20 protein-coding genes are annotated in these 22,117 nt (G+C 69.4%); 13 read left to right on the top strand and 7 right to left on the bottom strand.

The features are described 5' to 3' along the window. The first annotated feature begins 20 nt into the window (after nucleotides 1-20). Together dapA and smpB are read left to right on the top strand one after the other, a co-directional pair. Entirely contained in the window at nucleotides 21-896 is an 876-nt protein-coding gene (gene dapA, locus G537_RS0112960; protein ID WP_026870486.1) for a 4-hydroxy-tetrahydrodipicolinate synthase, read from the top strand. 19 nt (nucleotides 897-915) lie between these two features. Beyond that, nucleotides 916-1,386 (top strand): SsrA-binding protein SmpB, encoded by a 471-nt coding sequence (gene smpB / locus G537_RS0112955; protein ID WP_026870485.1) that lies wholly within the window; start codon nucleotides 916-918, stop codon nucleotides 1,384-1,386. 46 nt (nucleotides 1,387-1,432) lie between these two features. Here smpB and G537_RS37730 read toward each other — a convergent pair whose 3' ends face one another. Beyond that, nucleotides 1,433-2,056, bottom strand: a complete 624-nt coding sequence (locus G537_RS37730; protein ID WP_051248368.1) for a LabA-like NYN domain-containing protein — start codon at nucleotides 2,054-2,056, stop codon at nucleotides 1,433-1,435. A 215-nt stretch (nucleotides 2,057-2,271) separates the two neighbouring features. On the opposite strand from G537_RS37730, the gene rpoZ reads away from it, so the two are divergent. The 9 genes from rpoZ to G537_RS0112905 all read left to right on the top strand — a co-directional run bounded on the left by rpoZ (nucleotide 2,272) and on the right by G537_RS0112905 (nucleotide 12,512). Next, nucleotides 2,272-2,712, top strand: coding sequence for a DNA-directed RNA polymerase subunit omega (gene rpoZ / locus G537_RS0112945; protein WP_026870484.1), 441 nt, complete (start codon nucleotides 2,272-2,274; stop codon nucleotides 2,710-2,712). Nucleotides 2,713-2,898: 186 nt separating this feature from the next. After that, a complete protein-coding gene (locus tag G537_RS0112940; RefSeq protein WP_026870483.1) occupies nucleotides 2,899-5,061 on the top strand; it encodes a RelA/SpoT family protein in 2,163 nt (720 codons plus the stop codon). A gap of 87 nt (nucleotides 5,062-5,148) precedes the next feature. Further along, nucleotides 5,149-5,919 (top strand): signal peptidase I, encoded by a 771-nt coding sequence (lepB, locus tag G537_RS0112935; protein WP_026870482.1) that lies wholly within the window; start codon nucleotides 5,149-5,151, stop codon nucleotides 5,917-5,919. Continuing rightward, entirely contained in the window at nucleotides 5,871-6,611 is a 741-nt protein-coding gene (gene rnc / locus G537_RS0112930) for a ribonuclease III (RefSeq protein WP_081688776.1), read from the top strand. Before lepB ends, rnc begins: the two co-directional genes overlap by 49 nt. Continuing rightward, nucleotides 6,608-7,513: a GTPase Era gene (gene era / locus G537_RS0112925; protein WP_026870480.1), complete on the top strand. Its 906-nt coding sequence runs from the start codon at nucleotides 6,608-6,610 to the stop codon at nucleotides 7,511-7,513. The genes rnc and era overlap by 4 nt, the downstream gene beginning before the upstream one ends. Before the next feature lie 64 nt (nucleotides 7,514-7,577). Further along, a complete protein-coding gene (gene recO / locus G537_RS0112920; RefSeq protein WP_026870479.1) occupies nucleotides 7,578-8,312 on the top strand; it encodes a DNA repair protein RecO in 735 nt (244 codons plus the stop codon). Between the two features lie 10 nt (nucleotides 8,313-8,322). Beyond that, the gene (gene parC, locus G537_RS0112915) at nucleotides 8,323-10,539 is read left to right on the top strand and encodes a DNA topoisomerase IV subunit A (RefSeq protein ID WP_026870478.1); all 2,217 of its coding nucleotides are present in this window, start codon (nucleotides 8,323-8,325) and stop codon (nucleotides 10,537-10,539) included. Nucleotides 10,540-10,691: 152 nt separating this feature from the next. Further along, nucleotides 10,692-11,273: a biotin transporter BioY gene (locus tag G537_RS37725; protein ID WP_081688775.1), complete on the top strand. Its 582-nt coding sequence runs from the start codon at nucleotides 10,692-10,694 to the stop codon at nucleotides 11,271-11,273. A 147-nt stretch (nucleotides 11,274-11,420) separates the two neighbouring features. Continuing rightward, on the top strand, nucleotides 11,421-12,512 hold the full coding sequence (locus G537_RS0112905; RefSeq protein WP_026870477.1) for a TRAP transporter substrate-binding protein: 1,092 nt from the start codon (nucleotides 11,421-11,423) through the stop codon (nucleotides 12,510-12,512). A 60-nt stretch (nucleotides 12,513-12,572) separates the two neighbouring features. On the opposite strand, the gene G537_RS37720 is transcribed toward G537_RS0112905, so the two are convergent. From G537_RS37720 to G537_RS37715, 6 genes are all read right to left on the bottom strand, one after another. Further along, nucleotides 12,573-14,153 carry a TRAP transporter large permease gene (locus G537_RS37720; protein WP_051248367.1) on the bottom strand — a complete coding sequence of 527 codons (1,581 nt, stop codon included), beginning with the start codon at nucleotides 14,151-14,153 and terminating at the stop codon, nucleotides 12,573-12,575. 32 nt (nucleotides 14,154-14,185) lie between these two features. Next, nucleotides 14,186-14,734: a TRAP transporter small permease subunit gene (locus tag G537_RS0112895; RefSeq protein ID WP_026870476.1), complete on the bottom strand. Its 549-nt coding sequence runs from the start codon at nucleotides 14,732-14,734 to the stop codon at nucleotides 14,186-14,188. Nucleotides 14,735-14,909: 175 nt separating this feature from the next. Next, nucleotides 14,910-15,644, bottom strand: coding sequence for an arginyltransferase (locus G537_RS0112890; protein ID WP_026870475.1), 735 nt, complete (start codon nucleotides 15,642-15,644; stop codon nucleotides 14,910-14,912). Between the two features lie 124 nt (nucleotides 15,645-15,768). Next, a complete protein-coding gene (locus tag G537_RS0112885) occupies nucleotides 15,769-16,257 on the bottom strand; it encodes an AAA family ATPase (RefSeq protein ID WP_026870474.1) in 489 nt (162 codons plus the stop codon). 8 nt (nucleotides 16,258-16,265) lie between these two features. Next, nucleotides 16,266-17,498 (bottom strand): threonine ammonia-lyase, encoded by a 1,233-nt coding sequence (locus G537_RS0112880; protein ID WP_245579013.1) that lies wholly within the window; start codon nucleotides 17,496-17,498, stop codon nucleotides 16,266-16,268. Nucleotides 17,499-17,517: 19 nt separating this feature from the next. Continuing rightward, the gene (locus tag G537_RS37715; RefSeq protein ID WP_034851567.1) at nucleotides 17,518-19,896 is read right to left on the bottom strand and encodes a penicillin acylase family protein; all 2,379 of its coding nucleotides are present in this window, start codon (nucleotides 19,894-19,896) and stop codon (nucleotides 17,518-17,520) included. Between the two features lie 218 nt (nucleotides 19,897-20,114). On the opposite strand from G537_RS37715, the gene G537_RS0112870 reads away from it, so the two are divergent. Both G537_RS0112870 and G537_RS0112865 read left to right on the top strand, forming a co-directional pair. Continuing rightward, nucleotides 20,115-21,269 carry a type III PLP-dependent enzyme gene (locus G537_RS0112870; RefSeq protein ID WP_051248366.1) on the top strand — a complete coding sequence of 385 codons (1,155 nt, stop codon included), beginning with the start codon at nucleotides 20,115-20,117 and terminating at the stop codon, nucleotides 21,267-21,269. Nucleotide 21,270: 1 nt separating this feature from the next. Next, nucleotides 21,271-22,116, top strand: a complete 846-nt coding sequence (locus G537_RS0112865) for an alpha/beta fold hydrolase (RefSeq protein ID WP_026870471.1) — start codon at nucleotides 21,271-21,273, stop codon at nucleotides 22,114-22,116. Nucleotide 22,117: the final 1 nt, after the last annotated feature.

Genomic DNA, 22,117 nt, shown 5'->3' with positions numbered 1-22,117 from the left:
CAACGCCCACGGAAGCTTCCATGTTCAAGGGATCGATCGTCGCCCTGATTACGCCTTTCACCGAGAGCGGGGTGGACGACAAAGCCTTCCAGAGCTTCGTCGACTGGCAGATCCGCGAGGGCACCCAGGGCGTGGTGCCCTGCGGCACCACCGGCGAGTCCCCGACGCTGAGCCACCCCGAGCACGAGCGGGTGGTCGAGCTGTGCATCGAGGTGGCCAAGGGCCGCGTCCCGGTGATCGCGGGCACCGGCTCGAACTCGACCGAAGAGGCGATCTCCCTGACCCGGCACGCGCAGAAGGCGGGCGCGGACGCCGCGCTGGTCGTCACGCCCTACTACAACAAGCCGACGCAGGAAGGTCTCTACCAGCATTACAGGGCCATCCATGACGCGGTCGATCTGCCGATCGTGATCTACAACATTCCGGGCCGCAGCGTGATCGACATGTCGATCGACACCATGGCCCGCCTGGCCGAGCTGCCGCGCATCGTCGGGGTCAAGGATGCGACCGCCGACCTGGTGCGGCCGCTGGCCACGCGGCTTCGGATCGGTCCGGAGTTCTGCCAGCTTTCGGGCGAGGACGCCACTGCCACGGCGTTCCTGGCGCAGGGCGGCCATGGCTGCATCTCGGTCACCGCCAATCTCGCGCCGCGGCTGTGCGCCGAGATGCACGACGCCTGGGCCGCGGGCGACCTCGCGCGCATGGTGGAGATCCGCGACCGGCTGATGCCGCTGCACCGGGCGCTGTTCCTGGAGACCAGCCCGGGGCCGGTGAAGTACGGGGCGAAGCTGCTCGGCCTCGCCGACGACCGCCTCCGGCTGCCGCTGGTGCCGCCGGGCGAGGCGACGCGGACGGCCGTGCGCGAGGCGATGGCCTTCGCCGGGCTGCTCAACTGACCGGAGCGGATTCAGGGATATGGCACAGCCGCGGACACCCGGCCGCATCGTCGCGCAGAACCGGCGGGCCCGGCACGACTATTTCATCGAGGAGAACGTCGAGGCCGGCATCATGCTGGCCGGGACCGAGGTGAAGGCGCTGCGCGAGGGGCGCGGCAACCTGCAGGACGCCTATGCCGGCGAGATGCAGGGCGAGCTGTACCTGTTCAACGCCCATATCCCGGAATACGGGCCGGCCAACCGCTTCAACCACGAGCTGAAGCGGCCGCGCAAACTGCTGGTGCACCGGCGCGAGCGGGACAAGCTGCTGGGCAGGGTGAAGCGGGAGGGCGTGACCCTGATCCCGCTGTCGATCTATTTCAACGACCGAGGCATCGCCAAGGTCGATCTCGGTCTCGCCCGCGGCAAGAAGGCGCACGACAAGCGCGAGACCATCAAGGCGCGGGACTGGCAGCGCGAAAAGGCGCGGGTCCTGCGCGACCGCGGCTGACGCCGCTCGACGGCAGGCCGGCCCCCACGAGCCGGCCTGATCCGGATCAGGCAGAGCGGGCGTAGGCCCCGGCCTGCTGCACCGGTTCCTCGACGGTGCCGTCCTCGCCCTCGGCCGGCACGGCCTGGGTGCGATTCGGCGCATTCATCCGCTGGATGTGCGGCGCCAGTTCCATCAGCTCGACGAAGTTGTCGGCCTGGCGGCGCAACTCGTCCGACACCATCGGCGGGCTCGACTTGATGGTCGAAACCACGGTGACGCGGACGCCCTTGCGCTGAATCGCCTCGACCAGGCGCTTGAAGTCGCCGTCGCCCGAGAACAGCAGGATGTGGTCGGCCCGATCGGCCATCTCCAGCGCGTCGATCGCGAGGTCGATGTCGACATTGCCCTTCACGCGGCGCCGGCCCTGGCTGTCGGTGTACTCGCGCAACGGCTTGGTCACCATGCTGTAGCCGTTGTAGTCCAGCCAGTCGATCAGCGGCCGGATGGGAGAGTATTCCTGATCCTCGATCAGCGTGGTGTAGTAGAAGGCGCGGATCAGGCGACCCTTCTTGGCGAACAGGTCGAGCAGCCGGCGATAATCGATATCGAAGCCAAGCGAACGGGCGGCACCGTAGAGATTGGCACCGTCAATGAATATTGCGAGCCGTTCTTCCTTATAGAAAATCATGTGCGTTCCTTTGCGGCAGGGGACAGGTTGACAGATTGGGTTCGCTACCCAGTTTGCAAGGAGCGGTCAACGGTGCGCGACGAGGCTTGCGCATTCGCCGCATCTGCGCTACGTGGTCCGCCCTTCGGTATAACAAAGATGCGGCCGTTGCGTTGCATCCATCCTGTCACGATTTTATGGTCGTGACAGTTTTCGTGTGTAGGAGCGGTTAGCCCATGGCTCGCGTCACCGTCGAGGATTGCGTCCTCAAGGTTCCCAACCGGTTCGATCTCGTCCTGATGGCGGCTCAGCGCGCCCGCGACATTTCGTCCGGCGCTTCGCTGACCGTCGACCGCGACGACGACAAGAACCCGGTGGTGGCGCTGCGCGAGATCGCCGATGAGACGGTCCCGCTCGAAGGCCTCCGGGAAGCCCTGGTCAAGGGCCATCAGAAGCTGGCCGAGATCGACGAGGCCGATGAGGAGATCATCGAGCTGATGGCCGGCGAGGAGGAGTGGCTCAAGGCCGGCGTGGCGCCGCAGACCGCCGTCGGCTCGGACCAGGAATCGACCTACGGGATCGAATCCGCCGACGAGGAAGAGGAGGCGGAGGGCGAGTCCGGGGAGGAGGACGGCCGCAGCGACCTGGAAATCGGCGCCTCCGACGACGACATCTGATCCGAGCGGAACTGCCCGGCATGGTGTCAGGCCGCCAGCCGGGAGATCGATGATGCGGTTTGGCATGGCTGCCGCGCGCCTGCCGATTTTGATCCACAATACAACGGATTGTGGTTCAGCATATTATCCGGATGGGCGCTCGGTCGCCCATTCGGGAGAACGGCTTATGGATCGGTGGCGCGCGGCATGATCCGCCAATATGAGCTGGTCGAGCGTGTCAAGGCTTACGACCCCTCGGCGGACGAGGATCTGATCAACCGCGCCTACGTCTATTCGATGAAGGCGCACGGGTCGCAGAAGCGCGCCTCGGGCGACCCCTATTTCGTCCATCCGATCGAGGTCGCCGGCATACTCGCCGGCATGAAGCTCGACACCGGCTCGATCGTCACCGGCCTCCTGCACGACACGGTGGAGGACACCGGGGCGACGCTGAGCGAGCTCGAGGCCCTGTTCGGGCGCGAGACGGCGCAGCTGGTCGACGGCGTCACCAAGCTGTCGAAGCTGGAGCTGCAGAGCGACCAGTCCAAGCAGGCGGAGAACTTCCGCAAGCTGGTGCTGGCGATGTCGAAGGACATCCGCGTGCTGCTGGTCAAGCTGGCGGACCGGCTGCACAACATGCGCACCCTCGGCGCCTTCAACAACGAGGAGAAGCGCCGCCGGATCGCGCGCGAGACGCTGGAGATCTACGCGCCGCTGGCCGAGCGCATCGGCATGCACGGCATGCAGGAGGAGCTGGAGGACCTGGCCTTCGCCCAGCTCCATCCCGACGCGCGCGAGAGCATCGTCCGCCGCCTGGCCCAGCTGCGCGAGGAAGGCCACGACGTCGTCTCGAAGATCATCGCCGAGCTGCAGCGGGTGCTGGAGGAGGGGGGGCTCAAGGCCAACGTGCTCGGCCGCGAGAAGCGGCCCTATTCGATCTGGCGCAAGATGCAGCGCAAGAACATGGCGTTCGAGCAGCTGACCGACATCATGGCGTTCCGTATCGTGGTCGACACCGAGGGCGACTGCTACCACGCGCTCGGCCTGATCCATGGCCGCTACGCCTCGCTGCCCGGCCGCTTCAAGGACTACATCTCGACCCCGAAGCCGAACGGCTACCGGTCGCTGCACACCGCCGTGATCGGGCCGATGCGGCAGCGCATCGAGGTCCAGATCCGCACCCGCGACATGCAGGAGATCGCGGAGCTCGGCGTCGCCGCGCACTGGGCCTACAAGCAGGGCGAGCAGAACCCGGACGGCACCCAGTACCGCTGGCTGCGCGACCTGCTCGACATCCTCGAGCAGGCCCAGAAGCCCGAGGAGTTCCTGGAGCACACCAAGCTGGCCCTGTTCCAGGACCAAGTGTTCTGCTTCACCCCGAAGGGCGCGGTCATCGCCCTGCCGCAAGGCGCGACGCCGGTCGATTTCGCCTATGCCGTGCACAGCGAGATCGGCAACACCTGCGTCGGCGCCCGGGTCAACGGCCGGATGGTGACGCTGCGCCATCTGCTGCAGAACGGCGACCAGGTCGAGATCATCACCTCGAAGACCTCGACGCCGTCGCCGGAATGGGAGCGCTTCGTCGCCACCGGCAAGGCGCGGGCCTGCATCCGGCGCTTCATCCGCGCCCAGCAGCACGACGAGCACGCCAAGCTCGGCCGCTCCATGCTGCAGGGGGTGTTCCGGCAGGAGGGCTACGAGTTCTCCGACAAGGCGCTGGAAGGCGTCCTCAAGATCTTCAAGGCCAGTGAGCCCGACGACATCCTGGCCAATGTCGGCGCCGGGGTGCTGGGCGCGCGCGACGTGTTCCACGCCGTGTTCCCGGGCCATCGCGCCCAGGTCCAGCAGGAGAAGGAGCGCTCGGGCAAGGTCGTGCCGCTCAGCCGGGCGCGCAAGGCCGCCTCGGGCGGCCCGGGCGCGATCCCGATCCGCGGCCTGATCCCGAACCTCGCGGTGCACTATGCCCGCTGCTGCCACCCGATCCCGGGCGACCGCATCGTCGGCATCGTCACCACCGGCAAGGGCGTGACCATCCACACCATCGACTGCGACACGCTGGAGAGCTTCTACAACGCGCCGGAGCGCTGGCTCGACGTCAGCTGGGACGCCGGCGTCGACGCGGCGGAGGACCATGTCGGCCGGATCCAGGTGACGATCAGCAACGAGCCGGGCAGCCTCGGCACGCTGACCACGGTGATCGGCAAGAACGGCGGCAACATCACCAATCTCAAGATCACCAGCCGCTCGGTCGACTTCTTCGAGATCCTGATCGACATCGACGTCAAGGACGTCAAGCACCTCACCAACATCATCGCGGCCCTCCGCGCCATGCCGGTGATCAGCGCGGTGGACCGTGCGCGCAGCCGCTGACCGCCGTCCCGGATCGACCGGGCTGCGACCAAAGTCGCCCTTGCCGGCGATTGATTTCCCTCCGTCGCCGGACCATACAGGGGCGCCATGAGCCAGAACCAGAAGACGATCGAGATGTCGAAGAAGAAAGGTGGGGTGGTCGAGACCATCCTGACCGTGGTCTATGCGATCGCGATCGCCTTCGGCATCCGCACGGTCGCCTTCGAGCCGTTCAACATCCCGTCCGGCTCGATGATCCCGACGCTCCTGGTCGGCGACTATCTGTTCGTGTCGAAATTCTCCTACGGCTACAGCAACCAGACGATCGCCTTCGGCCTGCCGCTGTTCGACGGCCGGATCCTCGGCAGCCCGCCGGAGCGCGGCGACGTCGCCGTGTTCCGCCTGCCGAAGGACACCTCGGTCGACTACGTCAAGCGCGTGATCGGCCTGCCCGGCGACCGGGTCAAGGTCACCGGCGGCCGGCTCTACATCAATGGCCAGATGGTCGAGCGCCGTGAGATCGAGCCTTACGCGATGACCGCCCAGTTCGGCCAGCGCATCGTCTATCACCAGTATATCGAGACGCTGCCGGGCTCGGACGGCAACTCGCCGGTCGAGCACCGGATCCTGGAGGTCGGCGACAACCAGCCCTATGACGACACGCCGGAATATCTCGTGCCGCCGGGCCATTACTTCATGATGGGCGACAACCGGGACAACAGCTTGGACAGCCGGGCCGATGTCGGCTACGTCCCGGTCGAGAATTTCGTCGGCCGCGCCGAGTTCCTGTGGTTCAGCCTCGAAGACGCCAGCTTCTGGCAGGTCTGGAAATGGCCGTTCGCGCTCCGCTTCAGCCGCATGTTCACGGGGATCCACTGATCGCCGGGACCGACGAGAGCCTCGACGCGTTCGCCCGGCGGCTCGGCCACGAGTTCCGTGAGCCGATGCTGCTGGTCGAGGCGCTGACGCATCCGAGCGTCAGCGGCCAGAAGCGGCGCATCGCCCGGCACGGCTACGAGCGGCTGGAGTTCCTGGGCGACCGGGTGCTCGGCCTAGTCATCGCCGAATGGTTGCTCGAGCGCTTCCCGAAGGAGAACGAGGGCGCCATCGCCAAGCGCCACGTCGCCCTGGTGCGGCGCGAGGCGCTGGTCGAGGTGGCGGCGGCGATCGGCCTCGGCCGCCATCTCGTCCTGTCGCCGGGCGAGGAGGTGGTCGGCCGCGAGAACCCGACCATCCTGGCCGATGCCTGCGAGGCGGTGATCGGCGCGCTCTACCGTGACGGCGGGCTGCCGGCCGCGACCCGCTTCATCCGTGGCGCCTGGTCCGCCTTCATCGACCGCCACGCGGCCCCGCCGCAGGACCCGAAATCGGCGCTGCAGCAATGGGCGCTGGCCCGCGGCCTGAAGCTGCCGCGCTATGTCGAGGTGTCACGCGGCGGCAGCGACCACCTGCCGGTCTTTGAGATCCGGGTCGAGATCGAAGGCCAACCCAGCGCCACCGCCCGCGGCCCGTCGAAACGGGTGGCGGAGCGGGACGCCGCCGCCGCCCTTCTGCAAAGGCTTTCGTCATGACCGAAGACGCGACGCGCTGCGGCTTCGTCGCCCTGATCGGCGCCCCAAACGCCGGCAAGTCGACCCTGCTCAACACCCTCGTCGGCACCAAGGTGGCGATCGTCTCGCCGAAGGTGCAGACCACGCGCAGCCGTGTGCTCGGCATCCTGACCGAGGGCCGGACCCAGATCGTGTTCGTCGACACGCCCGGCATCTTCAGGCCGCGCCGGCGCCTCGATCGCGCCATGGTCGCGGCGGCCTGGGGCGGGGCGGCGGAGGCCGACCTGGTGGTGCTGCTGGTCGACGCCGCGCTGAAATCCGTGCGCGAGGACACCCGCGGCATCATCGAGAAGCTGGGCGAGTCCGGGCGCCAGGCGATTCTGGTCCTCAACAAGGTCGACGCCGTGCCGCACGAGAAGCTGCTGGTGCTGGCCGCCGACCTCAACGCCACCGGCGTGTTCACCGACACGTTCATGATCTCGGCCCTGACCGGCGACGGGGTCGACGACCTGCGCCGGGTCGTGGCCGAACGGCTGCCGGAAGGGCCGTGGCTGTTCCCGGAGGACCAGGTCTCCGACATGCCGATGCGCCTCCTGGCGGCGGAGATCACGCGCGAGAAGCTGTTCCTGCGGCTGCAGCAGGAACTGCCCTATGCGGTTGCGGTCGAGACCGAGAGCTGGGAGGAGCAGAAGGACGGCAGCGTCCGCATCTCGCAGGTGATCTATGTCCAGCGCGACGGCCAGAAGGCGATCGTGCTGGGCCGCGGCGGCCAGATGATCAAGGCGATCGGCACCGCCGCCCGGCTGGAGCTGGAGGAGATCACCGAACAGCGGGTGCATCTGTCGCTGTTCGTCAAGGTGCGCGAGAACTGGCTCGACGACCCGGCCCGCTACGCGATCTGGGGCCTGGACTTCGAGGCGTAGACGGGAGTCCTTGGCGTTCCTGTTTCGTGCTATAGGGACAGGATGAACGCGGACAGGGCATGACGTGGACTGGCGCGACGACGGTATCGTCCTGAGCGTCCGCCCGCATGGCGAGGCGGCGCTGATCGTCGGGCTGCTGACCCGCGAGCATGGCCGCCATCTCGGAATCGTCCACGGCCAGCGCCGGCGCGCGCAGCTGCCGCCGGGCACGCTGGTCTCGGCGTTGTGGCGCGGCCGGCTGGCCGAGCATCTCGGCACCTGGACGCTCGAGGTCGACCGCACCCCGGCCGCCGCGATCATGGACCAGCCGCTGCGGCTGCTGGCCCTGGTGTCGGCCTGCGCCGTGCTCGACGCCGCCTTGGCCGAGCGGCAGCCGCTGCCGCCCGTGTTCGACGGCACGCTGGCCTTCCTCGACACGCTGCCGACGCCGCATTGGGACGCCGCCGTTGTGCAGTGGGAGGTCGGGCTGCTCGGCACCCTCGGCTTCGGCCTCGACGTCTCGCGCTGCGCCGTCACCGGCACCAACGACCGGCTCGCCTTCATCAGCCCGCGGACGGGAAGGGCGGTGTCGCTGTCCGCGGCCGGGCCGTATCGCGACCGGCTGCTGCCGCTGCCCGGCTTCCTGATCGGGCAGGAGCCGGCGACGCCGGCCGCGGTGGCCGATGGCCTGACCTTGACCGGGCATTTCATCGAGCGCCACTTGTTCGCCCAGGCCGGGAAGACGCCCCCCGAGGCGCGGGCGCGATTTGTCGAGGCCTACCGCCGAAGCGCGCTTCGGTCAGCCGCGCCGTTGCGCTAGACTCTTCGTTATGACCAGCATGCCTTCCGAGTCGATCCTGCCGGTGCCGCTGCACGACGCGCTGAGCACCCGTTATCTCAACTACGCGCTCTCGACCATCACCTCGCGCTCGCTGCCCGATGTCCGCGACGGGCTGAAGCCGGTGCATCGCCGGCTGCTCTACGCCATGCGGCAGCTGCGCCTGGCCTCGACCACGCCGCCGAAGAAGTCGGCCCGCGTCGTCGGCGACGTCATCGGCCAGTACCATCCGCATGGCGACGCCTCGATCTACGACGCGCTGGTGCGCATGGCCCAGGATTTCGCCCAGCGCTACCCGCTGGTCGACGGCCAGGGCAATTTCGGGAACATCGACGGCGATAACGCCGCGGCGATGCGGTACACCGAGGCCCGGCTGACCGCCGTCGCCGAGGCGCTGCTGGAAGGCATCGACGACGATGCGGTCGATTTCCGCGAGACCTATGACGGCGAGGGGCGCGAGCCGGTGGTGCTGCCGGCCGCCTTCCCGAACCTGCTGGCCAATGGCAGCCAGGGCATCGCGGTCGGCATGGCGACCTCGATCCCGCCGCACAATGTCGGCGAGATTTGCGACGCCCTGCAGATGCTGATCAAGCGGCCCGCGGCCACGGTCGACGACCTGCTGACCGTGGTCCAGGGGCCGGACTTCCCGACCGGCGGCGAGCTGGTCGAATCCGCCGCGGCGATCCGCGAGGCCTACGCCACCGGTCGCGGCGCCTTCCGCGTCCGGGCGCGCTGGGAGATCGAGAAGCTGCCGCTCGGCCTGTACCAGATCGTGGTCACCGAGATTCCGTACCAGGTGCAGAAGTCGCGGCTGATCGAGAAGCTGGCCGACATCGTCACCTCGAAGAAGCTGTCGACGCTGGAGGATGTCCGCGACGAATCGGCCGAGGACGTGCGCATCGTCCTGGTGCCGAAGAGCCGCAACGTCGAAGCCGACATGCTGATGGAGCAGCTGTTCCGGCTGACCGAACTGGAGACCCGCTTCAGCCTGAACATGAACGTGCTGGACGCCGCGAACGTCCCGCGCGTCATGGGCCTGAAGGACGTCTGCCGCGCCTTCCTCGACCATCGGCACGAGGTGCTGGAGCGGCGGTCGCGCCATCGCCTCGGCAAGATCGAGCGGCGGCTGGAGATCCTCGGCGGCTACCTGATCGTCTTCCTCGATCTCGACGAGGTGATCCGGATCATCCGCGAGGAGGACGAGCCGAAGCCGGCGCTGATGGCGCGCTTCAGCCTGACCGAGGTGCAGGCCGACGCCATCCTCGACATGCGGCTGCGCAGCTTGCGCAAGCTCGAGGAGATGGAGATCAGGCGCGAGTTCGACGGGCTGTCGGCCGAGCGCGACGATCTGCTGGCCCTCCTCGCCGACGAGGGCAAGCGCTGGAAGGCGATCTCGGCCGAGATCGCGCAGATCAAGAAGCGCTTCGGCCCGGACACCGAGCTGGGCCGCCGCCGCACCAAGATCGGCGAGCCGCCCTCGGCGGTGGTGGTGTCGATCGAGCCGCAGATCGAGCGCGAGCCGATCACCGTCTTCCTGTCGGAGAAGGGCTGGATCCGGGCCCTGCGCGGCCACGGCCACGACCCAGCCGAGATCAAGTACAAGGACGGCGACGCCGAAGGCTTCGTGCTGCAGGCCGAGACCACCGACAAGATCCTGCTGTTCGGCAGCGACGGTCGCTTCTACACGATCGGGGCGGACAAGCTGCCGCGCGGCCGCGGCTTCGGCGAGCCGGTGCGGATGATGGTCGACCTCGCCAACGACGCCGACATCGTCGCCCTCCTGGCCCATGTGCCAGGCCGCAAGTTGGTGCTGGCCTCAACCGACGGCCGCGGCTTCGTGGTGCCGGAGAGCGACGTGGTCGCCCAGACCCGGGCGGGCAAGCAGGTGCTGAACCTGAACGAGGGCGCCAAGGCCGCGGTGTGCCGCCCGGTCACCGGCGACACCGTCGCGGTGGTCGGCACCAACCGGCGCCTCCTGTGCTTCCCGCTGTTCGAGCTACCGGAGATGTCGCGCGGGAAGGGCGTGATGCTGCAGAAGTACCACGGCGCACAGCTGTCGGACCTGACCACGTTCAAGCGCGAGGAGGGGCTGACCTGGCAGATGGGCGGCGGCCGCACCCGGACCGAGCCGGAGATCCCGGTCACCGCCCGCGGCCGCAGCGGCAACCTGCCGCCGCGCGGCTTCCCGCAGAACAACAAGTTTTCGTGACCATGTCAGGTCTCCCCGTCTGTCATGCCCGGGCTTGACCCGGACATCCAGAGGGCGGCGGCATCTTCCGGATTGCCGGGTCAAGCCCGGCAATGACATGAAGGGGGCCGGAAACGGCCGGAGACCGGCAAGCAAGCAGATGGAGTCCTGAGATGACCACCCGCACCCTTCCCCCGATGCTCTCGCTGTGGCGCGCTGACGGCCAGCCCGGCCTGCTGCGTGCCGCCGTGCTGGTGGTGCTGGGCACGGCGCTGATGGCGCTGTCGGCCAAAGTCCAAGTGCCGTTCTTCCCGGTGCCGATGACGATGCAGACCGCGGTCGTGCTGCTGATCGGCGGCGCCTATGGCTGGCGCCTGGGCGGGCTGACCATGCTGGCTTATCTGGCGGAGGGTCTCGTCGGCCTGCCGGTCTTCGCCGGCCTCGCCGCCGGCCCGGCCTATTTCGCCGGCCCGACCGCTGGCTACCTGGTCGGCTTCGTTGCCTCCGCCGCGGTGATGGGCTTGGCGGTGGAGCGTGGCTGGACCCGCAGCCTGGCGGGGATGGCCGCGGCCGTGGCGGTCGCCTCGCTGATCCCCTTCGTCACCGGCGTGGCCTGGCTCGCGGTGCTGGTCGGCCCGACGGCGGCGATCTCCGGCGGCCTGGTGCCCTTCATCCCGGCGGCGATCCTCAAGGGCGCACTGGCCGGCGTGCTGCTGGCCAAGATCGACGGTGCCGCCCAACGCCGCGAGGCCTGAGCGCAAAGGACGCGGCGGCGCAGCAGCGCCGTTGCGTCCCGCGCCTGAGTTTCATTAGATGGCAGCAGCGCCGCGGCGGGCGAATCCCGCCGCGGCGTCATGCGGAAACCATGCTCCACGATGCGAACAGGGGGGAGAGCCCGAGAGATGAAGCGGCGGAACTTTATCGCGACCGCGGGTGTCGGCCTGGCGGCCGCGCCGCTGGCGGCGCCGGCGATCGCGCAGGACAGGCCCGAGATCAAATGGCGCCTGGCCTCGAGCTTCCCGAAATCGCTCGACACCATCTATGGCGGCGCCGACGTGCTGTCGAAGACGCTGTCCGACCTGACCGACGGCAAGTTCCAGATCCAGGTCTTCCCGTCGGGCGAGCTGGTGCCCGGCCTGCAGGCCCTGGATGCGGCGCAGAACGGCACGGTCGAGGCGGCGCACACCGTCGCCTACTACTATGTCGGCAAGGATCCGACCTTCGCCATCGGCTCGTCGATCCCGTTCGGCCTCAACGCCCGCCAGCAGAACGCCTGGCTGTATCACGGCGGCGGCAATGAGCTGCTGAACACCTTCTTCGCCAACTACAACGTGGTCGGCTTCCCCGGCGGCAACACCGGGGTGCAGATGGGCGGCTGGTTCCGCAACGAGGTCAAGTCGCTGGCCGACCTCAAGGGGCTGAAGATGCGCATCGCCGGCCTCGCCGGCCGGGTGGTGGAGCGGATCGGGGTGGTGCCGCAGCAGATCGCCGGCGGCGACATCTACCCGGCGCTGGAGCGGGGCACGATCGACGCCACCGAATGGGTCGGCCCCTATGACGACGAGAAGCTCGGCTTCTACCAGGTCGCCAAGTTCTACTACTACCCGGCCTTCTGGGAGGGCGGCCCGACCGTGCATTTCCTGTTCAACAAGGAGAAGTACGAGGCGCTGCCGGAGGCCTACAAGAAGGCGCTGGCCGTGGCGACGGAGTTCGCCAACTTCAACATGCTGGCGCTCTACGACGTGAAGAACATCGCGGCGATCCGCAGCTTGGTCGGCAAGGGCGTGCAGCTGCGCCCGCTGCCGCGCGACGTGCTCGACGCCGCCTACACCGAATCCTTCAAGCTCTACGACGAACTGTCGGCCTCGAACGCCAACTGGAAGGCGATCTACGAGCCGTGGAAGAAGTTCCGCGGCGAGGCCTATCAGTGGTTCCGCGTGGCGGAATACACCTATGACAGCTACGTCTACGCCCAGCAGGCGGCCGGCAAGTAGGCCGGTCGTTCGTTGAGACGATAAGGGCCGGTCCTCCGCGGGACCGGCCCTTTTTATTGCCTATTTGAACTCGGGCGGGGGCAGAGGATCGCCGGGCTGCGGGGCGGGCGCCGGCGCGGGCTGGCCGCCGCCCGGGGCCGGCGGGGCGCCGAAATCCGGCGGCGGCGGCGTGCCGAAGTCGGGCGCGGCCGGGGTGCCGAACGGATTGGCGCCGTCGGCCCCCGGCATCGGCACGTTGATGTTGATCGAGGCGGGATCGACCTCGACCTGGCCCGACTTGTAGTGCGTCACCAGCTCCGGGAAGGCGATGACGATCGCCACCATCAGGATCTGGATCGCCACGAAGGGGATCGCGCCCATGTAGATCTGGCCGGTCGTCACCGGCGCGATCGTCTTCCCCGTCACCTTGTCGCGATAGGCCCGCGTCGGCGCCACCGAGCGCAGGTAGAACAGCGAGAAGCCGAAGGGAGGGTGCATGAAGGAGGTCTGCATGTTGGCCGCCAGCAACACGCCGAACCAGATCAGGTCGATGCCCAGGGCGGCGGCGACCGGCCCCAGCAGCGGCACGATGATGAAGGCAAGCTCGAAATAGTCGAGGAAGAAGGCCAGGACGAAGACCAGGATGTTGGCGACGATCAGGAAGCCCAGCACGCCGCCCGGGATCGAGGTCATCAGATGCTCGACCCAGACATGGCCGTCGACGCCGTAGAAGGTCAGCGAGAAGACGCGGGCGCCGAGCAGGATGAAGATGACGAAGGCGGACAGCTTGGTCGTGGTGTCCAGCGCCTGGCGGATCATCGTCCAGTTCAGGCGCCGGTTGATCGCCGCCAGCACCAGCGACCCGACCGCGCCCATGGCGCCGCCTTCGGTCGGCGTGGCGATGCCGAGGAAGATCGTGCCCAGCACCAGGAAGATCAGCACCAGCGGCGGGATCAGCGAGGTGACCACCTTGCCGGCCAGAGCCAGGCCGCGCAGCGACCGCGCTTCCAGCGGCAGGGCCGGGGCGGCGTTCGGCCGGACGATCGACATGATCAGGATGTAGCCGGCATAGAGGCCGGTCAGCACCAGCCCGGGCAGCAGCGCGCCCTGATACATGTCGCCGACCGAGCGGCCGAGCTGGTCGGCCATGATGATCAGCACCAGGCTGGGCGGGATGATCTGGGCCAGCGTGCCCGAGGCGGCGATGGTCCCGGCCGCGAGCGACCGGTCATAGCCGTAGCGCAGCATGATCGGCAGCGAGATCAGCCCCATCGAGATCACCGATGCCGCCACCACGCCGGTGGTGGCGGCCAGGAGCGCGCCGACGAAGATCACCGCATAGGCCAGGCCGCCGCGGATCGGGCCGAACAGCTGCCCGATGGTGTCGAGCAGATCCTCCGCCATGCCGCTGCGCTCGAGGATCAGCCCCATGAAGGTGAAGAACGGGACGGCGAGCAGCGTCTCGTTCGACATCTGGCCGAAGAACCGGTCCGGGATCGCGCCGAACAGGCTGGCCGGCAACAGGCCGAGCTCGATGCCCAGCAGGCCGTAGCCGAAGCCGACGGCCGCCAGCGAGAAGGCCACCGGGTAACCGAGCAGAAGCACGATCACCAGCGAGGCGAACATGATCGGCGCCATGTTCTCGATCAGGAACTGCGTCATGCGGACGGACCTTCAGGTGCGGAGTGGCCGGCTCAGAGCGGGTCGGCTTCGTGGCCGTGCGCTTCGACGATGTCGGGGATGCGGCCCGACAGGATGGCGATCCGCTTGATCAGCTCCGACAGGCCCTGCAGCGCGAGCAGAACGAACCCGGCCGGGATCAGGGCCCAGACCGGCCACCGGATCAGGCCGCCGGCGTCCCCCGACATCTCGCCGCTGACGTATTTGCCCGCCACCACCGGCCAGGTGAACAGGATGGTCACGACGCAGAAGGGCAGCAGGAAGAAGACGATGCCGAAGATCTCGATCCAGATCTGGGTGCGGCGCGACCGGCGGCTGTAGAGGATGTCGACCTTGACATGCTCGCCCCGCAGCAGAGTGTAGCCGGCGGCCAGCAGGAACACGGCGGAGAACAGGTACCATTGCAGCTCCAGCCAAGCGTTGGAGCTGATCGAAAAGGCCTTGCGGATGATGGCGTTGCCGGCGCTGACCAGGACGGCGATCAGGACGAGCCAGGAGACGGTCCGTCCGACCCAGCCGTTGACGGCGTCGATGACGCGGCTGGCACCCAGCAAAGCCCCCATATGACCTCCCCGTACTTTCCGTTTCTGCGTTGCGGATTGGATCGATGCAATTGGTCGAATTCGCCGCCGCGAAATATCAGTTTTCGCGCGCCAGACCAACAGGCGATTGGCTTCGGCCCGCCTTCGCGCGGGCCGAGGGTGCGATTCTTGCTGCGGCGCGGCAGAGGCGGGCGGCTCACCCGGCCGGGTCGAGCGGCATCCAGCCGTTGTCGGTGAGGGCTTCGAGCGGCTGGAAGCGAGCCTTGTAGGCCATCTTCCGGCTCTGTGCGATCCAGTAGCCGAGATAGACGTGGTCGAGGCCGTTGCGGCGGGCCTCGTCGACCAGGGCCAGGATCACATAGGTGCCGAGGCTGCGCTCCGGCACGTCGGGGTCGTAGAAGCTGTAGACGGCGGACAGGCCGTCCTCCAGCACGTCGACCAGCGCCGCCGCGCGCAGCGCGCCGGCCGGGTCGCGGAACTCGATCAGCGCGGCGCTGCCGCTGCCCTCCTCGATCATGGCGCCGTAATCGGCGCGCGACATCCGCGCCATGTCGCTGTCGCCGTGCCGGTGCCGCTGGTAGTGCAGGAACAGGGCGTACTGCTCGTCGGTGCCGATCGGCAGCATCGACCGGCGGGCGAGGTCGAGATTGGCGTTCCAGGCCCGGCGCATGCTGCGCCCCGGCGTGAAGCGCGCCACCGGGATGCGCACCGGCACGCAGGCGCGGCAGCCGGGGCAGACCGGCCGGTAGACGATGTCGTGGCTGCGCCGGAACCCGGCCTGGGACAGGGTGGTGTTCAGCGCCCGGGCGTCGCCGCCGTTCAGCCGGGTGAACAGCTTGCGCTCGACACGGCCGGAGATGTAGGGGCAGGGCAGGGGGCCCGACCGGTAGAAATGCTGCAGACGACCGAGCGTGCCGTCGATGACGGACATCCAGTGCTCCTGGGCCGAGGCACCAACCTCACTTCCCATACTGCACCACAGTGCCGAACCGTCGGCAAGCGACTCGGACGGCATCTGTCCGCTGCGAGGCATGCGGACAGATGCTATCGCGGCCTCATGTCAGCCGGAGGATTTCGTCGACGGTGGCGGCGACCGGCCGTCGCGTGTCGATCTCGTGGTCGGCGGATTCGCGCAGCAGCGGCTCGATGGACGCGACCAGCTCGACCACCTTGCGCCGCTCCTCCTCGGTGTGGCCGTAGCCGTCGGGCCCCCGCGCCGCCAGCCGCTCCAGCAGCGTCCCGACCGGGGCGGAGAGCAGGATCACGACGTCGATCAGGGGCAGAAACCGGCCCATGGTCTCGCAGGTGCCGCTGACGAACAGCGGCCTGTCGCGCGGCGCGGACAGCAGCGCGCGGACGCGGTCCTCGCGCCAGACCCAGTCCTGGCCCTCGCCGGGGGTCAGCGTGTCGGACGGATCGGCGTCGACCCATTCGGACCATTCGGGCGTGTCGAGGTCGCAGGCGTCGTGCCCCCGCGCCGCCAGCTCGCGGACCACCGCGGACTTCCCGGTCCCGGACATGCCGGTGATCAGGATGCGCTTCATGTGTCGCGTCACGCGCCGACGTCGCTCAGCAGCGTCGCCGGATAGCCGGCCTCCATCAGCTTGCCGAGGATGGCGTCGACATGGGCGCGGTCGCGGGTCTCGACCACCACGTCGATATCGGCGCGCTTCACCGGGATCTGGAAGAACAGGCGCTGGTGGTAGGTCTCGATGATGTTGCCGCCGGTCGCGCCGATGATGCCGGCGATGCGGCTCAGCACCCCCGGCACGTCCTCGATCTCGATGCGGAGGCGGGCGATCTGGCCGTTGCGCACCAGGCCGCGCATCAGGATCGAGGCCAGGATGCGCGGGTCGATGTTGCCGCCGCACACCACGACGCCGACCCGCCGCCCGGCGAAGCGCTCCTGATTCGCCAGGATGCCGGCGATGCCGGCGGCGCCGGCGCCCTCGGCCACCAGCTTCTGCTGGGTCATCAGCTGGTGCACGCCCTGCTCCAGCACAGTCTCCTCGACCGCGACGATGTCGTCGACCAGCTCGGCGATGACCTGCCGGGTCAGCACGCCCGGGCTCTTCACCGCGATGCCCTCGGCGATGGTGGCGCCGCCGTAGACGCCGGTGCGGCCGGCGACGGCGTCGCGCATCGAGGCGTAGAGCTCGGCCTCGACCCCGGTGATCCGGATCGACGGCTTGATCGCCCGGGCGGCGATAGCGATGCCGGAGATCAGCCCGCCGCCGCCGATCGGCACCACCAGGTCGTCCAGATCCGGCACGTCGGCCAGGATCTCGAGGCCGATCGTGCCCTGGCCGGCGATAATGTGCGGGTCGTCATAGGGATGGATCAGGGTCAGCCCCTGCTCGTCCACCAGCCGGCGGGCATGGCCCATGCTGTCGTCGAGGGTCTGGCCGACCAGCTCCACCTTGGCGCCGTAGCCCTCGGTCTTCGCTACCTTGGTGAAGGGGGTGAAGGTCGGCATCACGATGGTCGAGGGGATGCCGAGGCGCGTGGCGTGATAGGCCACGCCCTGGGCGTGGTTGCCGGCCGACATGGCCACCACGCCGCGCTTGCGCTCCGCCTTGCCCAGCGAACGCAGCTTGTTGTAGGCGCCGCGGTCCTTGAACGACCCGGTGCGCTGCAGCGTCTCCAGCTTCAGCGCCAGCTCGCAGCCGAGGACGCCCGAGAGCTGCGGCGCCGGGATGGTCGGCGTCCGCGCCACCTGGCCTTCCAGGGCGGCGGCGGCGGCGCGGATGTCGTCGATGGTGACCGGCAGCGGGGCGGAGCTCATCTGGGCGTGTTCCGGAATGTTATTGTTGGCGCGGTTGCAGGGTCGTCAGCGACGCCCCGGCGGCAGCGAGATCAGCCTCGCCACCGGACAACGTCAAGTATCGTCCGTCTCGCCAATCCGCGACCAGGTCGCCCCAATGCGGCGACAGGGGATGGCCGGACTGGCCGGTGGCGATCATGAAACGCGAGCGGCCGCGGTCGGCCAGGTCGTAGACGGCGCGGTAGCCGGCGCCGTGCCGGTCGGCGAAGGGCGCCTCCGCATCGCGGGTGTTGGTCGCGGCGCGGTTGAGGGTATAGGGGCCGCCGTCGGTCGGGACCGCCAGCGAGATCAGGTCGCCGATCACCGGCACGCGCGACAGCACCTGGGCGGTCAGCGGCGCGACATGCTCGGCGCCCCAGCGCCAGGTCGTCATGTCCGCGCCTTGGCGCTGCGCCAGCGCGTCCAGCGCCTCGCCCAGGGTCCGGCGCAGCAGGGCCTTGCAGTCCGGGGGCGGAGCCGCGGCGTCGCCGCACCAGGACGGGTCGCGGGTCAGAATCGTGGTCAGCACCGCCGGGTGCAGCCCGAGATAGTCCTCGGCCAGGGGGCCGAGCGGCGGATCGAACACGGCATGGGCGAAGCGCCGCAGCCATTCCATGTAGATCAGCGGCTCCGACCGGTTGCGGTCCATCCGCAGGTTCCAGCCGCGCAGCAGCGTCAGCGCCCCCGCCATGCGGTCGTCCGCCGGATCGATGTCCGCCATCAGCGGCAGCAGGTCGCGCGCTTCCGGGGTCAGCGTGTCGGCCTGCATCGCCTGGCTGCGCTCCACGGTGTGCGGCCCGTCGGCCTCCAGCAGCTCGACGATTCGGCGGGCGCGGTAGGGCTCGTCGTAGCCGTCGCCGAGATAATAGGGATAGCCGGGCCCGACCACCGGGTTGTTGGCGTTGGCGATGAAGCCACCGCGCGGGTTCAAGGCCTGGGGCAGGCCCTCGAAGGGGATGGTGCCGGTCCAGTCCTGGGCGCCCGACGCGCCGTCCGCCGGCAGTTCGCCATGGCCGGAGCGGCGGATCGGGATCGCTCCCGGCGTCAGGAAGCCGATATTGCCGTCGCCGTCGGCATAGGCGACGTTCTGGATCGGGGCGCGGTACTGCCGCATCGCCGCCAGGAACTCCTGCCAGTTGCCGGCCCGGTTCAGTCGGTACACGGCTTCGGCCGAGGTGTCGCCGGGCGCCAGCGCGGCGAAGGCGAGGGCGACGACCTTGCCGTCGCCGGCCAGCTTGGCCATCCCCGGGTCGAGGTCGGACAGCACCGGCCCGTGCCGGGTGCTGCGGATGGTCCAGGTCACCGGATCGCCGCCGGAGACGGCGATGGTTTCCGTCCGGGTCTCGAAGGCGGCGCTGCCCTCCGGTGTCCGGTAGCGGTTCGGATCGGCCGGGTCGACGGTCTCCACGAACAGGTCCTGGACGTCGGCCCCGGTGGTGGTGAAGCCCCAGGCGATCCGCCGGTTCTGGCCCAAGAGGGTCAGCGGCACGCCGGGCACGGTGGCGCCGGCGATCGACAGGGTCGGCGTCTCGATCCGCGCCAGGTACCACAGGATCGGTGCGCTCAGCCCCAGATGCGGGTCGTTGGCCAGGATCGGGGCGCCGGTGCCGGTGCGGCCGGGCCCGACCACCCATTCATTCGACGCGGTGCGCGGGCCGAGCGGCGGCGGCAGCGCCTCGGCCAGCGCCGTCAGCATCGGCGCGGCGCGGTCGAGGGCGGAGAGAGTGGCGGGCGGCAGGGCGCCGAGGTCCGGGAACAGGGTGCGGGCGCGGTCCGGCCCCAGCCGCGCGATCACCTGGGTGCGCAGGATCTCGTCGCGGTAATTGGCCGAGAGCTGCAGCGCCATCAGCTTGCTCCAGACCAGCGTGTCGGCCGGGCGCCATGGCTCCGGCCGGGCTCCCAGCAGGTAGAATTCCGGCGGCAGCGCGCCGTCATGGCCGGCGATCCAGGCATTGACCCCGGCGGCGTAGCGGTCGAGCGCCGCGCGCGTCTCCGCCGACAGGCCGGCGACGTCGGCCTCGGCCAGGCGGTAGATGCCCAGCGTCCGCATGAACTTGTCCATCCGCAGCCCGGATTCGCCGACCAGCTCGGCCAGCCGGCCGGCGCCGACCCGGCGCTGCAGCTCCATCTGCCACAGTCGGTCCTGGGCGTGCAGCCAGCCGAGGGCGAAATAGGCGTCGCCGTCGGTCTCGGCGAAGATGGTCGGGATGCCGTGGCCGTCGCGATAGATCCGGACCGGGGCGGAGAGGTCGTCGAGCGCGACGGTGCCGGATTCGGCCGGCACGCCGGTGCGCAGCCACCACAGGCCGGCGCCTGCCAGAACCAGGAGCAGCAGCACGAGGCAGGCCAGCGCGATGGCGCCGCGGCGAAGCCATGTCATCGGTCGTGTCTCCATGCCGTGCCGGGTTGGCCCGCGGCGGTGCTGTTATAATAATCTGTCCAATCCGAAGCGAGGCGCCATGGAGGCGCAGGGGGGGCGAACCGCGATGTCGCGCGCGCTTCGGTCTAGTTGCGTGGGGGGCTAGCCAAGCGGCTGGCTCTGCCGCGATGATGAGATGGTGCCGCGTCTCCGGTGGCGGCTCGAGCCTGGAGCGATCGATGGAGTCCTTCGCCGACGCCCTCGCCATGGTCACCGCCCTCCGCCCCGAGGAGCCGGTCTACTGCCTGCGGCCGCAAGTGCTGCGGGACTCGGCGGCGCAGTTCCTGCGGCAATTCCCCGGCACCGTGATGTACGCGGTCAAGTGCAACGACCATCCGGAGGTGCTGGCCGGGCTGCATGCCGGGGGCGTGCGCCATTTCGACGTCGCCTCGCTCAGCGAGATCGTGGCCGCGTCCCTGCTGCCCGGCGCGGTCTCGCACTACATGCACCCGGTGAAGAACCGACAGGCGGTGGAACTGGCCTATCACCGCCACGGCGTCCGCACCTTCGCCCTCGACCATGAGGAGGAGCTGGACAAGATCCTCGCGGTCACCGGCGGGGCGCGCGACCTGACCCTGGTGCTGCGCGTCGCCATGCCCCGCTTCGATTCGGTCGTCTGCGACCTCAGCGGCAAGTTCGGGGCGGAGGTCGAAGCCGCGCCGGCGCTGCTGCGCCGGATCGCCGCCACCGGCAACCGCGCCGGCCTGACCTTCCATGTCGGCTCGCAATGCCTGGATCCGGTGGTCTATGAGCGCGCGCTCGAGATCTGCGCCGGCGTCCTCGCCCAGGCCGGAGTGCCGGTGCCGGTGATCGATGTCGGCGGCGGCTTCCCCGCCGCCTATGTCGACACCGAGCCGCCGCCGCTCTCCGCCTTCGTCGCCGCGATCCGTGCCGGCCTGGCCCGGCTGCCGGCCGATTCCGGCCGCACGGTGTTCTGCGAGCCGGGGCGGGCGCTGGTGGCCGAGGCCTGTTCGCTGGTGGTGAAGGTCGAGTTCCGGCGCGGCCACCGCCTGTATCTCAACGACGGCGCCTATGGCAGCCTGGCCGACATGAAGCTGTTCGGCACCGTCTATCCGGTCCGGCTGCTGCGGCCGGGCGGGGCCGGGGGGCGGCCGGCCGGCTTCGCCCTGTTCGGCCCGACCTGCGACAGCTACGACAGCCTGCCCGGAACCTCGCTGCTGCCGGAGGATGTGCGCGAGGGCGACTGGATCGAGTTCGGCCAGATCGGCGCCTATTCCAACGTGCTGCAGACCCGGTTCAACGGCTTCGAGGCCCGGCGCTTCGTCGCCGTCGATGACCGCGCCCTGCGCCCGGCCAGCGCCCGGGCGGCGTGAGATGGAGCCGGTCGAGCATTACTTCCTCGGTCTCGGCCTCGGCGGCTTCCACCGCCTGGCCTATGCCGCCTGGGGCCATGACCGCTCGCAGCCGCCGGTGCTGTGTGTGCACGGGCTGACCCGCAACGGCCGGGACTTCGACGCGCTGGCCGCGGATCTCGCCTGGTCCGGCCGCGCCGTCATCTGCCCGGACGTGGTCGGCCGCGGCCGCAGCGGCTGGCTCGCCAACCCCGCCCTCTACGGCTATCCGCAATACCTCGCCGACGCGGCGGCGCTGATCGCCCGGCTCGACGTCCCGGCGGTCGACTGGGTCGGCACCTCGATGGGCGGGCTGATCGGCATGATGCTGGCGGCCCAGCCGAACACGCCGATCCGGCGGCTGGTGCTGAACGATGTCGGCCCGTTCATACCGCAGGCGGCGCTGCAGCGCATCGGTTCCTATGTCGGGCAGGACCCGGTCTTCGCCGACATCGACGGGCTGGAGGCCTATCTGCGGCGCGTGCACGCGCCCTTCGGGCCCCTGACCGACGCCCAGTGGCGGCACCTCGCCACCCACAGCGCCCGGCGGCGCAACGACGGGACGCTGGGCCTGGCCTACGACCCCGGCATCGCCGCCGCCTTCGCCGGCCCGATCGCGGATGTCGACCTGTGGATGGTCTGGGACCAGATCCGCTGCCCGGTGCTGGTGGTCCGCGGCGCGGAATCGGACCTGCTGACCGCGGCGACGGCCGAACGCATGGCGGCGCGGCCGGACACGGTGCTGATCACCGTCGCCGGCTGCGGCCACGCCCCGGCGCTGATGGCGCCGGGGCAGATCGCACCGATCCGGGACTGGCTGGCCGGTTAGC

The sequence above is a fragment of the Inquilinus limosus DSM 16000 genome (assembly GCF_000423185.1).
GTDB classification, from domain to species: Bacteria; Pseudomonadota; Alphaproteobacteria; order DSM-16000; family Inquilinaceae; genus Inquilinus; species Inquilinus limosus.
This window is presented reverse-complemented; position numbering and strand designations above follow the sequence as displayed.

Bases quoted from the DNA above. Each gene is read 5' to 3' on its own strand.
- dapA (WP_026870486.1), top strand. From the start codon at position 21: ATGTTCAAGGGATCGATCGTCGCCCTGATTACGCCTTTCACCGAGAGC.
- smpB (WP_026870485.1), top strand. From the start codon at position 916: ATGGCACAGCCGCGGACACCCGGCCGCATCGTCGCGCAGAACCGGCGG.
- G537_RS37730 (WP_051248368.1), bottom strand. From the start codon at position 2,056: ATGATTTTCTATAAGGAAGAACGGCTCGCAATATTCATTGACGGTGCC.
- rpoZ (WP_026870484.1), top strand. From the start codon at position 2,272: ATGGCTCGCGTCACCGTCGAGGATTGCGTCCTCAAGGTTCCCAACCGG.
- G537_RS0112940 (WP_026870483.1), top strand. From the start codon at position 2,899: ATGATCCGCCAATATGAGCTGGTCGAGCGTGTCAAGGCTTACGACCCC.
- lepB (WP_026870482.1), top strand. From the start codon at position 5,149: ATGAGCCAGAACCAGAAGACGATCGAGATGTCGAAGAAGAAAGGTGGG.
- rnc (WP_081688776.1), top strand. From the start codon at position 5,871: ATGGCCGTTCGCGCTCCGCTTCAGCCGCATGTTCACGGGGATCCACTG.
- era (WP_026870480.1), top strand. From the start codon at position 6,608: ATGACCGAAGACGCGACGCGCTGCGGCTTCGTCGCCCTGATCGGCGCC.
- parC (WP_026870478.1), top strand. From the start codon at position 8,323: ATGACCAGCATGCCTTCCGAGTCGATCCTGCCGGTGCCGCTGCACGAC.
- G537_RS37725 (WP_081688775.1), top strand. From the start codon at position 10,692: ATGACCACCCGCACCCTTCCCCCGATGCTCTCGCTGTGGCGCGCTGAC.
- G537_RS0112905 (WP_026870477.1), top strand. From the start codon at position 11,421: ATGAAGCGGCGGAACTTTATCGCGACCGCGGGTGTCGGCCTGGCGGCC.
- G537_RS37720 (WP_051248367.1), bottom strand. From the start codon at position 14,153: ATGACGCAGTTCCTGATCGAGAACATGGCGCCGATCATGTTCGCCTCG.
- G537_RS0112895 (WP_026870476.1), bottom strand. From the start codon at position 14,734: ATGGGGGCTTTGCTGGGTGCCAGCCGCGTCATCGACGCCGTCAACGGC.
- G537_RS0112890 (WP_026870475.1), bottom strand. From the start codon at position 15,644: ATGTCCGTCATCGACGGCACGCTCGGTCGTCTGCAGCATTTCTACCGG.
- G537_RS0112885 (WP_026870474.1), bottom strand. From the start codon at position 16,257: ATGAAGCGCATCCTGATCACCGGCATGTCCGGGACCGGGAAGTCCGCG.
- G537_RS0112880 (WP_245579013.1), bottom strand. From the start codon at position 17,498: ATGAGCTCCGCCCCGCTGCCGGTCACCATCGACGACATCCGCGCCGCC.
- G537_RS37715 (WP_034851567.1), bottom strand. From the start codon at position 19,896: ATGACATGGCTTCGCCGCGGCGCCATCGCGCTGGCCTGCCTCGTGCTG.
- G537_RS0112870 (WP_051248366.1), top strand. From the start codon at position 20,115: ATGGAGTCCTTCGCCGACGCCCTCGCCATGGTCACCGCCCTCCGCCCC.
- G537_RS0112865 (WP_026870471.1), top strand. From the start codon at position 21,271: ATGGAGCCGGTCGAGCATTACTTCCTCGGTCTCGGCCTCGGCGGCTTC.